This window comes from Deferrisoma sp., assembly GCF_054681715.1.
Genome location: NZ_BAAHFQ010000020.1, coordinates 27352 through 39673 on the forward strand (window position 1 = coordinate 27352; position 12322 = coordinate 39673).

At 71.0% G+C, this 12322-nt stretch carries 10 protein-coding genes and 2 rRNA genes; 6 read left to right on the forward strand and 6 right to left on the reverse strand.

The features are described 5' to 3' along the window. Positions 1 to 25 precede the first annotated feature (25 nt). From ACY0I8_RS05225 to ACY0I8_RS05240, 4 genes are all read right to left on the reverse strand, one after another. Complete coding sequence (locus tag ACY0I8_RS05225) at positions 26 to 3310, reverse strand: efflux RND transporter permease subunit (RefSeq protein WP_459941286.1); 3285 nt, start codon at positions 3308 to 3310, stop codon at positions 26 to 28. Continuing rightward, entirely contained in the window at positions 3307 to 4785 is a 1479-nt protein-coding gene (locus ACY0I8_RS05230) for an efflux RND transporter periplasmic adaptor subunit (protein WP_459941287.1), read from the reverse strand. The genes ACY0I8_RS05225 and ACY0I8_RS05230 overlap by 4 nt, the downstream gene beginning before the upstream one ends. Before the next feature lie 63 nt (positions 4786 to 4848). Next, entirely contained in the window at positions 4849 to 5259 is a 411-nt protein-coding gene (locus tag ACY0I8_RS05235) for a gamma-glutamylcyclotransferase family protein (protein ID WP_459941288.1), read from the reverse strand. Between the two features lie 47 nt (positions 5260 to 5306). Further along, positions 5307 to 5723, reverse strand: a complete 417-nt coding sequence (locus ACY0I8_RS05240) for an FxsA family protein (RefSeq protein ID WP_459941289.1) — start codon at positions 5721 to 5723, stop codon at positions 5307 to 5309. Positions 5724 to 5831: 108 nt separating this feature from the next. Between ACY0I8_RS05240 and ACY0I8_RS05245 the strand changes: the two genes are divergently transcribed. The 6 genes from ACY0I8_RS05245 to ACY0I8_RS05270 all read left to right on the forward strand — a co-directional run bounded on the left by ACY0I8_RS05245 (position 5832) and on the right by ACY0I8_RS05270 (position 11887). After that, positions 5832 to 6950: an ABC transporter permease gene (locus ACY0I8_RS05245; protein WP_459941290.1), complete on the forward strand. Its 1119-nt coding sequence runs from the start codon at positions 5832 to 5834 to the stop codon at positions 6948 to 6950. A gap of 2 nt (positions 6951 to 6952) precedes the next feature. Continuing rightward, the gene (locus ACY0I8_RS05250) at positions 6953 to 7735 is read left to right on the forward strand and encodes an ABC transporter ATP-binding protein (protein WP_459941291.1); all 783 of its coding nucleotides are present in this window, start codon (positions 6953 to 6955) and stop codon (positions 7733 to 7735) included. Positions 7736 to 7769: 34 nt separating this feature from the next. Further along, positions 7770 to 8816, forward strand: coding sequence for an MlaD family protein (locus ACY0I8_RS05255; protein WP_459941292.1), 1047 nt, complete (start codon positions 7770 to 7772; stop codon positions 8814 to 8816). Next, a complete protein-coding gene (locus ACY0I8_RS05260; RefSeq protein WP_461393896.1) occupies positions 8813 to 9391 on the forward strand; it encodes an ABC-type transport auxiliary lipoprotein family protein in 579 nt (192 codons plus the stop codon). Before ACY0I8_RS05255 ends, ACY0I8_RS05260 begins: the two co-directional genes overlap by 4 nt. Positions 9392 to 9520: 129 nt before the next feature. Then, positions 9521 to 11083 carry a methylenetetrahydrofolate reductase C-terminal domain-containing protein gene (locus ACY0I8_RS05265; RefSeq protein WP_459941294.1) on the forward strand — a complete coding sequence of 521 codons (1563 nt, stop codon included), beginning with the start codon at positions 9521 to 9523 and terminating at the stop codon, positions 11081 to 11083. Between the two features lie 78 nt (positions 11084 to 11161). Beyond that, the gene (locus ACY0I8_RS05270; RefSeq protein ID WP_461393897.1) at positions 11162 to 11887 is read left to right on the forward strand and encodes an RNA methyltransferase; all 726 of its coding nucleotides are present in this window, start codon (positions 11162 to 11164) and stop codon (positions 11885 to 11887) included. A 94-nt stretch (positions 11888 to 11981) separates the two neighbouring features. On the opposite strand, the gene rrf is transcribed toward ACY0I8_RS05270, so the two are convergent. Both rrf and ACY0I8_RS05280 read right to left on the reverse strand, forming a co-directional pair. After that, positions 11982 to 12098 (reverse strand): 5S ribosomal RNA (gene rrf / locus ACY0I8_RS05275). A 105-nt stretch (positions 12099 to 12203) separates the two neighbouring features. Continuing rightward, positions 12204 to 12322: ribosomal RNA gene (locus ACY0I8_RS05280) — 23S ribosomal RNA — on the reverse strand; the annotation flags it as partial.

Genomic DNA, 12322 nt, shown 5'->3' on the forward strand with positions numbered 1-12322 from the left:
CGATGAACGCCCGGGGGTGCGCGCCTCACCCCCGGGCCTGCTCGAGCTCCTCGGCCAGGCCCATGATGTCCATCTCCCGGTCCACCTTCCAGCCGAGCTTCAGGAAGAGCCACAGCCGGAACCGGGCGTAGAGGAGGTAGAGGGTCGGCACGACGCCCAGGGTGAGCACGGTGGCCACGGCCAGGCCGAAGATGATGGCCACGGCCATGGACTGCCACCACTGGCTCGACTCGGTGTTGTATTGGTAGGTCAGGTTCAGGAAATCGATGTTGATCTTGAGCGCCATGGGCACGAGCCCCAGGATCGTGGTCACGGCCGTGAGGAGCACCGGCCGGAACCGGACCATCCCCGCGCTCACCACGGCGTCCCGAACGCTCTGGCCCCGCCGCTGGAACTGGCGCACGGCGTCGAGGAGCACGATGGCGTTGTTCACGACGACGCCGGCGAGCGAGATCACCCCGATGCCGCTCATGATGATCCCGAAGGGCATCCGGAACGCGAGAAGCCCCAGGAACACCCCGATCAGGCTCAGGATCACCGAGGTCATCACGATGCCGGGCACCAGGATCGAGTTGAACTGGAGCACGAGCACCAGGGCGATCAGGAAGAGCGCCACCACGAAGGCCTGGGACAGGAACCGGGTGGACTCCTCCTGCTCCTCGGCCGCCCCGGCGAACCGGTAGGTCACCCCGGGGGGAAACGGGTAGGCCCGGGCCTTGGCCTGGAACGCGGCGCGCACGTCGGCGTCGGCCCGGACCCACGGCTCCACCTCGGCCCCCACGCTGACCACCCGCTTGCGGTCCAGGTGCTTGATCTGGATCGGCCCGGGCACGAGTTCGGGCCGGGCCACCGCCCCCACCGGCACGGCCCCGCCCAGGGCCGTGGGGATCGGCACCGTGAGCACCCGATCGGTGTCGAGGCGGTAGGGCTTGGGAAGCCTAAGCCAGATGTCCTGCTCGTCGTCGCCGTGGCCGAAGGTGCCGGCCCGGCGGCCGCCCACGGTCATCTGAAGGGCCCCGGCCACCGAGGCCTGGTCGAGCCCCAGCATGCCGGCCTTGGCCCGGTCCACGGCCCACTCGAGGGTCGGCTGGGCCGCGGCCGCGTCGTCGGTGGGCTTGGCCACGCCGGGCACCGAGGCCATGAGCGCCTTCATGTCCTGGGCCACGGCCGCGAGCTGGGCGAGGTCGTCCCCGAAGAGCTGGATCGACACGGGTTTGCCCGTGGGCGGCCCCTCCTGGGGCTTCACCACGTCGAACTCGGCGCCGTGGAGCGGGGGCGCCACCCGCCGGCCGTCCCGGTCGAGCCCCTCGAGCCGGCGGCGGATCTCGGTCAGGGTATCGGCCGTGCTCTCGGTGCGGTAGGGCCGCTCCACGAACTGCACCCGGGTCACCACCGGCCCGAGCCCCTCCTCCCCGAACCCGCCCCGGGCCTCTAGGCCCACGGTCACCGTGGCGTGCTTGAGGTTCTCCACCGGCCGGTCGTACCCCGACCCCGGCCGGCCGAACACCCGGTCCTCGGCCGCCCGGCTCAGGCGGTCGGAGGCCTCGAGGCTCGTCCCCTCGGGCGGGGTCACGCTCACCATGACGAGGTTCGGGTCGATGGTCGGGAAGAACTCCACCCCGTGGCCGAACACCCCGTACACGGCGAACACGAGAAGGAGCACGGCGAAGGCCGTGGTCAGGGTCCACCCGGGCCGGTCCAGGAGGAACTCCAGGAACCGGCCATAGAGCACCACGGCCCGGTAGGTGGGCCGGGTGGTCTCGGGGTCCACCGTGGCCTCGGCCCCGCGCTTTCGCTTCATCACCAGCGCGCACAGGGTCGGGTTGATCACCAGGGCCACGAACAGCGAACTCGAGAGCACCACGATCACCGTGACCGGGAGATAGGCCATGAACTCGCCCATGATCCCGGGCCAGAACACCATGGGCAGGAACGCGGCCACCGTGGTCGCGGTGGACGCGATGACCGGCCAGGCCACCTCGGCCGTGCCCACCACGGCCGCCCGGGGCCGAGAGAGGCCCAGGCTGTGGTGGCGGTAGATGTTCTCCACGATCACGATGGCGTTGTCCACGAGCATCCCGAGGGCCAGAAGGAGCGAGAACAAGACCATCATGTTCAGGGTGTAGCCCAGGAACCGCAGGACCAGGATCGAGATCAGCATGGAGAACGGGATCGCCCAGGCCACGAGAAACGCGTTTCGGGCCCCCAGGCCCACCAGGATCACCCCAAGCACGAGAAGAAGCGCCGTGAGGATGCCGTTTTCGAGATCGCTCACCATGCGGCGCACGTCCCGGGAGGTGTCGAGGGCCACCACGGCCTTGACCTGGGGCGGCAGCCCCAGTTCCCCCAGGAGCGCCTTGACCGCGTCGGTCACGGCGAGGATGTTCTCCCCGCTCTTTTTCATGATCTCCAGCGACACGGTCTTCTGGGGCTCCACGTACCGGCCGAGGGAGCGCTCCCCGTCGGCCGCCCGGAAGTCGTAGAGCCGGGCCCGGCTCGTCTCGTCGGCGAAGGCGTAGGTCACCGTGGCCACGTCCCTGAGGTACACCGGCACCCCGTCGGGGGAACGGCCCACCACCAGGTCGAAGATCTCGGCCGGCGACCGAAACTCCCCCGGCACCCGGTAGATCACCCGGGTCAGGGGCCCGTCGGCCACCCCGGCCGACACGTTGTGGTTGGTGCCCCGCACCGCGGCCTCCACCTGGGCCGGAACGAGCCCGTAATACCGAAGCCGCACCGGGTCCACCTCGATCCGCACCTGCCGCTCCCGGCCGCCCCGGATCTTCACGTCGAGCACGCCCGGGATGCGCTGGATCTCGTCCTCCACCCGGTCGGCCAGGTCCTTGAGTTCCGAAAGGGCCATGGAGGCGGGGCCCACCAGGTTCACCACCATCACGGGCACGTCGCCCGCGAACGAGAACTCCTTGACGATGGGCTCCTCGGCCTCGGGCGGCAGTTCCCCCTTGGCCTTGTCCACGGCGTCGCGCACCCGGGCCAGGGCCACCTCGGTGTCCACCTCGGGGTCAAACTCGATGGAGATCACCGAAAGGTCGGTCATGGAGGTGCTCCGGAGCTCCTCCAGGCCCTCCACGCCGTCGAGCTCGGTTTCCAGGGGGATGGTGACCGAGGTTTCGATGTCGGTGGGATTGGCGCCGTCGAGCACGGTGGTCACCGTGATCACCGGCACCTTGACGTCGGGGAACGCCTCCCGGGGCATCGAGAGGTAGGCGGCCGTGCCCAGCACCACGATGGCCACGCACAGCACGAGCACGGCCATGAAGTGGCGGACCGAAAAGCGGGTGAGGATCACCGGGCCGTCCCTCCCCCGTCCGAGGCCACCACGGCCCCGTCCTCCACCACGACCCGCACGGCCTGGCCGGACACGAGCCCCTTCCACCCGGCCACGATGAGCCGGTCCCCCGGGGCGAGCCCCTCGAGCACCAGGACCTCGTCCTCCCGGATCGAGGCGGGGACGAGGTCGCGCACCCGGGCCACGGGCCGGCCCCCTTCCTCCTCCACCACCAGGACCCGGGGGCCCTGGTCGGTGACCTGTACGGCCGCGGAGGGGATCACGATGGCCTCGGGGTAGGTCAGAAACTCGATCTCGGCCCGGGCGATGTGGCCCTGCCGGAGCGCAGCTTGCGGGTTCGGCACCCGGAGTTCCACGGGGAAGGTGTTGCTCACGGGGTCGGCCGCCTGGCCCACCCGGACGACCTCGGCGGAAAGCTCGAGGCCCTCCTCCTCCCCGCCGGTCAGCTTGGGAAGCCCCGGCACGGTCACGCGGGCCCGCACCCCGGGGACGGCCCCGGGCCGGGACCGGGCCGTGTAGGCGGCCACGGCCGGATTCGAGGGCTCGAGAAACGCCACGAACCGCTCGGGCACGTCCACCACCGCCTTCAGGGCCGACAGATCGTAGATCCGGGCGAGTTCCTGCCCGGGGGCCACGACCTCGCCTGGCTCGACCCGGTGGGCGTCGAGCCTACCCGGGATCGGGGCCCGGATCCGGCTCTTGGCGAGCTGGACCTCGATCGTGTCGAGGGCCCGGGACACCTCGGTCACCCCGGCCCGGGCGGCCTCCAGGGCCCGCTCGGCCTCCGTCACCCCGGCCTCGGCCCGTTCGACCCCGAGACGGGCCGCCCCGAGCCCCTGCTCGGCCTGGCGCACGGCCGCCCGGGCCTGGGCGAGGCCGTTTACCGCCCGGTCCAGGGCCGCCCGGTCCAGGACACCGGCGTCCACCAGGCGCTCGGCCCGCTCGTGGTCCTTTTGGGCCAGGGTGAGGGCCGACCGGGCCGCCTCGAGGGCCGCCTCGGCCCGGACCACCTCCCGCTCGGCCTGCTCCCGGGCCACCCGGGCCGCCCGTACCCCGGCCTCGGCCCGGGCCACGGCGGCCTCGGCCGAGGCCTTCCGGGCCAGGAGCTCCGCCCGCTGGGCCTCCAGGGCCGCGGTGTCGAGTTCGGCCACGACCTGCCCCTGGGCCACCGTGGCCCCTTCCCCCACGAGCCACCGGGCGAGCCGGCCGCCGAACTCGGCCGCCACCGCGGCGTGCCGCTGCGCCTCGAGGCGGGCCGGAAGTTCCAGCCGCTCCCGGTACGGCCGGGGCCGCACGGTGCTCACCTCCACGTTGGTCACCCGGGCCACCGGCTCGGGAGGCGGGGGCTTGGGCCGCATCACGCCGTAGGCGATGACGAGCACAATGAGACCCACCAGAAACAGGGTCACACACCACGACACCACGCTGGCCATGCGGCTCCGGTGGTTTTTCGGCGACGCGTTCGACTCCGTCACGCAGCTACTCCCTTCCCGAGAATCCCCGCCCCGGAAACCGAGGCAACGGCACCCGTCGGCCCGCTACCCCGCCCCCGGGCGGCCCACGGGCCACCGGCCCCCGGAGACCACCGGCACGCCCGACACCGGCCCCAGGTACCGGTAGGCCCAGGCCTCCACCGGGCCCGTCCCGGTTTCCACCCGCACCCGGACGCGCTCGTAGAGGTTCGCCGGATGGCCGGGGCCGTGGTAGTCCTCGAGGTCATCCAGAACGGCCAGGGCCTCGGCCGCCGGCTCGACCCGCACCACCTCCCCCCACACCCGGCCGGGCCCGGGAACCCACCCCGGGTAGGCCCCCAGGTTCACCAACCGACCCGGCACCCACCCCTCGGCCCACTCCCGGGCGAACGGGGCGATCCGCCGGTGGTACCGGCCGCCCCGCTTCAGGGTGCCGTACACGAACACGCGGTCGGATGGGGGGGAACGTTCGGACATCGGGTCGGTGGGAGGCAAAAACGTGTGCCCCGAGCCCATCCGGTCCCCTACGGGCTCCCGTCCCAGGGATCCCGGCGGCGGACGATCACGATCTCGCCCCGCTCCAGGCGGCGGCGGAGCCAGTTCACCAAATGACGCCTCCAGATCTCCCGGGTCAACGGGAACACCAGGCTGAACCCGGCCAGATCGGTGAGGAAGCCCGGCGTGATGAGCAGCGCCCCGCCCACCAGCAGCATGGCGCCGTCCAGGATCTCGGCCGCGGGCAACCGGCCCTCGGCCAGGCTGGCCTCCAGCCGCCGGAGCACGTAAAGCCCCTGGAGCCGGGCGTAGTGGGCCCCCACCACGCCGGTGGCGATGATGAGGAGGATCGTGTTCAGGGCCCCGATCCCGGCCCCCACCTTGATGAGGAGGTAGATCTCGAGGGCCGGGACCAGGGTGAAGAGCAACACGAGTCGGGCGAACATGGCGCCTCCGGATCGGCAAAGGGTGGCCCCGCATTGTACCTCCCGCCCCCCGGGGCTGCCAGACGGCCGGTTTCTGGTACACTCTGGGCCCACGAGGAGGCAGACCCCGTGGAAACCGCCCACCCTTCCCTCCCCAACCCGCCCCCCGGTTCGGTGCGTTTGGCCGGCCGGTACCCGGCCGAGCGGGCCGCCCAGCTCCGCCGGGACCTCCTGGCCCGCGCCCGGGCCGGGTCGGGGGACCTGGTGGTGGACCTCGCCGCGGTGGAGCACCTGGGCGGCGCGGCCGTGGCCGTGTTCGCCGAACTCGACCGGACGCTCCGGGCCGAGGGCCGCCGGCTCCGGCTCACGGGCGCCCGGGGACCCGTGGCCGCCGTGCTCGGCCGCATTCCGTGGGAGGACCTGACCTGCCGCCCCCTGCCGGAGCGGCCGGGTCAACCCGGCCTCATCGTGCAGGTGGGCACCAACGCCATCTACCTGCTCGGGGAGATGCGCCGGCTGTGCGCCTTCGCCGGGGGGCTCTTCCTGTGCTCGTTTGCCTGCCTGCTCCGCTCCCGGATGCGGTTTCGGGAGATGCTCCGGTTCGTGGACCGGGCCGGGGTGGACGCGGTGCCCATCGTGGTGTTGAGCGCCGCCCTGCTCGGGCTGATCCTGGCGTTTCTCGGCTCGCTCCAGCTCAAACCCTACGGCGCCCAGATCCTCGTGGCCGACATGGTGGCCCTGGCCATGGTGCGGGAACTCGGGCCGGTGATCACCTCGATCCTGGTGGCGGGCCGGTCGGGCAGCGGCTACGCCGCCGAACTCGGGGCCATGGTGGTGGACGACGAGGTGGATGCGCTCGTCACCATGGGGTTCGACCCCGTGGAGTTCCTGGCCGTGCCCCGGGTGGCCGCCGTGGCCGTGTCCATGCCGGTGCTGATCCTCCTGTCCGACCTCGCGGGCATCCTCGGCGGGCTCGCCGTGGGGGTGTTCGCCATGGACCTCACGGCCGCCCAGTACCTGGAGGAAACCCGGGCGATCCTGAGCCTGCGGCACCTCGTGATCGGCGTCCTGAAGGGCTGCGTCTTCGGCACCGTGGCAGCCGGGGTGGGTTGCTTCAAGGGGCTCGGCGTGCGGGGCGGGGCGAACGCCGTGGGCCGCGCCGCCACCTCGGCCGTGGTCACGGCCATCTTCCTCGTGATCGTTCTCGACTCCCTTTTCGCCCTGGTGCTGACGTACCTTCCGTTTTGACCATGCCGACCGAAGCCGTCATCCGGGCGCGAGAACTTTCCGTGGGCTACGAGGGGGTCGCCGTGTTGCGGGACGTGACCTTCGAGGTGCGGCCCCGGGAGATCTTCGCCATCCTCGGCGGGAGCGGCTCGGGGAAGACCACGCTCCTCAAAACCCTGATCGGGATCCTTCCCCCCCTGGCCGGCACCCTGGAGATCGCCGGGGTGGACATGGGAGCCGCGACCGAGGCCGAGCGCCGGGGGGCCCTGCGGCGGCTTGGGGTGCTCTTTCAGACCGGGGCGCTCCTGGCCGATCTGACGCTGGCGGAGAACGTCATGCTCCCGATCCGGGGCCACACCGGGCTTCCCGAGGTCACGGCCCGGATCCTGGCCTGCCTGAAGCTCTCCGAGGTGGGGCTCGGGGACGCGGCCGACCGGTTCCCCAACGAGATCTCCGGGGGCATGCGAAAGCGGGCCGGGGTGGCCCGGGCCATGGCCCTGGACCCGCCGATCCTGGTGCTGGACGAGCCCTCCTCCGGGCTCGACCCGGTGACCGCGGCGGAACTCGACGAACTGGTGCTCGGGTTGCGAGACAACCTGGGAATCACGGTCCTGATGGTGACCCACGACCTGGAAAGCGCCTTTCGTGCCGCCGACCGGTGCATCCTGATCGACGCCGAGACGGCCGGGATCCGGGCCGAGGGCGATCCCCGGCGCCTCCGGGACGATCCGCCGGACCCCAAGGTCCGGGCATTTTTCCGGCGGGAACCGGCGCAGCCCGGTCCCCGGGGCCCGGCCCCGGTCTGACGGCACAGGAACTCCCGTTTGCGCGGAGCGCGACGTGGCAAGCGATGCGACCCGGTTCAAGGTGGGACTGTTTCTGATCGTCGGCTTCCTTTTGGGATGCGCCGCGCTCCTGTGGCTCGGGGCGACCCAGGTGTGGAAGGAGTACCGGTCCTACGTGACCTACTTCTCCGACAGCGTCCAGGGGCTCGACGTGGGCTCCCCGGTGAAATTTCGGGGGGTGCCCCTGGGCCGCGTGAGCGCGATCCGGGTGGCCCCCGACGGCAACCACGTGGAGGTGTGGATGGAGATCGACCCCGCGTTCGAGGTCCGCCCGGGCCTCAGGGCCCGGCTGGGTTCGGTGGGCATCACCGGCGCGGCCTTCGTGGAACTGGAGTACGTGGGAGCCGACGCGGCGCCGAGCCCCGAACTTCCCTTCGAAACGCCACCCGGGACGATCCCGTCGGCGCCCTCGTTCCTCACCCACCTCTCCACCGACGTGGCCGGTCTCGTGTCGGACCTGCGGGAGGCGGATCTCCCGGGCCTGGCCCGGGATCTCCGGCGGCTCGTGAACACCTCGGGCCTCCCCGAGGCCGCCCGGGCGCTGGAGGCCGCGGCCGACGCCGCCGCACGGGCGGCCGAGCGGCTCGAACGCCTCCTGGGGGAACCGGCATTGGCCTCGGCCTTCACCCGGGCCGACCGGGCCGCCGGGTCGCTGGCCTCGGCCGCCGGCCGGCTCGACCAACTCCTGGCCGACCCGGCCCTCCCGGGCCTGGTGGCCGACCTCTCGGCGGCTGCGGCCGACGCCCGGAAGGCCACACAGGACCTGCGGGCCCAGATCGAGGCACTCGACCTCCCGGGCCGGTTTGCGGCCGCAAAGGCCCATCTGGCGGACGCGGCCGAACGGGTGGGAGGGGCCGCGGACCGGGCCGCCGCGGCCGCCGACACCGCCCGCGGAAGCGCCGCCGCAACCGCCCGGGCGGCCCTGTTGGCCCTGGAGCGGGTGGAAGGGGCCGCGGCCCGGGTGGAAGCCCTCGCGCGCGACCTGGACGAGGCGCCCTCCCGCCTCGTCTGGGAGGCGCCGCCGGCGGAGGAGACCCGATGAACCGGCGCGCGGTCCTCGGGTGCCTCGCTCTCTTGCCCCTCGTGGCCTGCGCGGGCTGGCGCCGGCCCGCCGCACCGGTCCTGCGCCTCGGGCTCGCGGCCGCCCCGGTGGAAGCCGTGGGAGGCCCGGCCGGGCCGGTGGTCGCGATCGAGCCGTTTCGGACGGCGCCGGCCTACCGCACCGACCGGATCGCGGTGCGCGACGCGTCCGTGGGGCTTCGGTTTCTCTCGCAAACCCGATGGGCCGCCGAACCCGGCCCCCTCGTGGCCGACGCCCTGCGCCGGAGCCTGGCCGCAAGCGGGGTGCTCGGGGCCGTGTGGCCCGCTCCGGCCCCCGTCGAGCCCGACCTCACGGTGACCGGAACCGTGGATGCTCTTCTCTGGGACCGGGCGGGAGGCGCGACCGTTCTCGAGGCCACCTGGACCGTGCTCGGCCGGGACGGCTCCGTCAAGACGTTTCGCCACGCTCGGTGGGCGGAGCCCGTCGCGGACTCCGGGATTGCCGGGTTCTCCCGCGCCGCCGACCGGGCCGTTGGGCGACTCGCGGCGGAGCTTCTTGGATCCCTGCGAGAATAACCGGTTTTCATTTTCGCGAACCGGCCGGCCTTCGTTGACTTGCCCAAAACCCGTCCCCTATAATCCGCGCCGCTCGTTTTCCCTGTTTCGATCCCCATGTTTCCCCTGGGAGGGGGAGGAGGAAGACCGGTGGCCGAGTATGTGAGCAAGTTCCAGGAGTCCCTCCTCGACAAAAACACCTTCAGCGTCACCTGGGAGCTGGTGCCGGGACGCGGCGCCCGGGAAAAGGCCCAGGAGGTGGTCGTGGAGTCGGCCGAGGCGGCCGCCAAGAGCGGCAAGATCCACGCCCTCACCATCACCGACAACCCGGGCGGGAACCCGGCTATCTCGGCCGAGATGCTCGGGGCCGAGATCAACAAGCTCGGCATCGAGCCCCTGGTCCATTTCACCTGCAAAGACAAAAACCGCAACCAACTTGAGGGGCTCCTCTACGGCCTGGAGCGCGAGAACGTCCGCAACCTCCTCATCATGACCGGGGACTACCCGGTGAGCGGGTTCGGCGGCCGGGCCAAGCCCGTGTTCGACCTCGACCCGGCGCAGCTCCTCCAGCTCATCGGCGCGCTCAACCAGGGCCTCGAGGTGCCCACGTTCAAGGGCTCCACCACCCTCGGGCCCACCCATTTCTTCGCGGGCGCCGCGGTGAGCCCGTTCAAGAAGCTCGAGTCCGAGCAGATGGGCCAGTACTACAAGCTCAAGAAGAAGCTGGAGTCCGGCGCGCAGTTCATCGTGACCCAGCTCGGCTACGACGCCCGCAAGTTCCACGAGGCCCTGCTGATGGTGAAACACCTCGGCTACGGCCACATCCCGGTGATCGGCAACGTCTACGTGCTGCCCCTGGGCGCCGCCCGGCTCATGAACCGCAACGGCATCCCGGGGTGCGTGGTGACCGACAAGCTCGTCCAGGAGATCGCGGCCGAGGTGGAGAAATCGAAGGACAAGGGCAAAACCGAGCGGCTTTTGAGGGCCGCCAAGATGTACGCCTTCATGAAGGGCATGGGGTTCGCCGGGGTCCACATCGGCGGCCACGGCATGAAGTTCGAGGACGTGGAGTTCATCATCGAGAAGGGCCAGGAACTCGCCCCCAACTGGCAGGACCTGGTGCGGGAGTTCGACTTCCCCCAGCCGGGCGGGTGGTACTACTTCGAGAAGGACCCCGAAACCGGGCTCAACAAGGAGGTCCCGGTGGACCGGTCCAAGGACCGCCCGGCCGCCCCGGTGTCCTACAAGATGTTCAAGGTGCTCCACAACGCCATGTTCGAGACCAAGGGCTTCCTGTTCAAGCCCATGCAGTCGCTGGCCAAGGCCGTGGACGGCACGAGCATGGAGCACTTCTTCACCCGGGTCGAGCACTTCATGAAGGTGATGACCAACGAGTGCATGCACTGCGGGGACTGCGCCCTGTTCGACATCGCCTACCTCTGCCCCATGAGCCAGTGCCCCAAGGGCCAGCGCAACGGCCCCTGCGGCGGCTCCTTCGAGGGCTGGTGCGAGGTCTATCCCAACAAGAAACAGTGCATCTACGTGCGGGCCTACCCCCGGCTCAAGAGCCACGGAGCCGAGGACACCCTGGGCGCCTACATGGTGCCCCCCGTGAACTACGATCTGCGCTTCACCTCGTCCTGGCTCAACTTCTACTTGGGCCGTGACCATACGGCGAAGCGCCTGGGCATCCAGCCCCCGAAAAAGAAGTAGGAAACGCGGAACCACCGTGGGGGAGGCCGATCGGGCCTCCCCCTTTTTGTTCTCCCCCCAACGGTTCCCGACCCCTCGATGAATCCCGCGATCGTCCTCGTCGAACCCCTTTACGGCGGAAACCTGGGCAGCGTGGCCCGGGTCATGGCCAACTTCGGCCTCACGGACCTCGTGCTCGTCAACCCGGCCCCCGGCATCTTCGACGATCCCCGGCTCGAGCCCATGGCCCGAAAGGCCGTGGATCTCGTCCGCAGCGCCCGGGTCGTGCCCGATCTGTTCGAGGCCCTCCGAGACGTGGAGCTCGCCCTCGGGTTCACCACCCGCCTGGGCCGGCGCCGAAACGACGGGATCGAACTGCGAGCGGCGGTCGACCAAATCGCCCGGCACCACGCCTCAGTTCGCATCGCCGCCGTGTTCGGCCGGGAGGACGCCGGACTCACCACGGCCGAACTCGATCTGTGCCACTGGCTCGTGCGCATCCCCACCGACCGCGGTCTCCCGAGCCTCAACCTCGCCCAGGCCGTGGGCCTCTTCTGCTACGAGGTCCGGCTCGCCAACCTCGCCGCCCGGCCCGAGTCCGAGCCCTACCGCCCCGCCACGGTGGCCGAGATGGAGGGCATGTACGCCCACTTCGAGAAGGTCCTCTGGGACATCGGGTTCATCGAGGAGGCGAGCCCCGAGCGCATGATGAACCAGATCCGGCGCATCTTCTCCCGGCGGCTTCCCACCTCCCGGGACGTGCGGATCCTCCGGGGCATTCTCTCCAAGGTCGAGTGGAAGCTCGGCCTCCCGAAGGCCCGCTGACCCCCGGACCCGCCCGCGCGGCCCCACCGCCTTCCCCCAAAAAAGAAACGCCCCCGGGAGGGATGACCTCCGCGGGGGCGTTTCATGTGAAAAGGCTCGGCGGCGACCTACTCTCCCACCCAGTTGCCCGGGCAGTACCATCGGCGCTGAGGGGCTTAACGGCCGTGTTCGGAATGGGAACGGGTGTGTCCCCCTCGCTATCGCCACCGAAAAAGGAGAACAACCTCATAGGACCTCAGGTCCACACGAATTCGCCACGTGTCGCGCCTCGCCCCGCACGCTCGACCCACGCGTCCCTCGGAAATCCGAAAAACAGGCGGTCAAGCCACACGGCCCTTTAGTACCGGTCAGCTCAACGCATTGCTGCGCTTACACCCCCGGCCTATCTACGTCGTCGTCTCCAACGGGCCTTCAGGGGGCCGTAGCCCCAGGGAG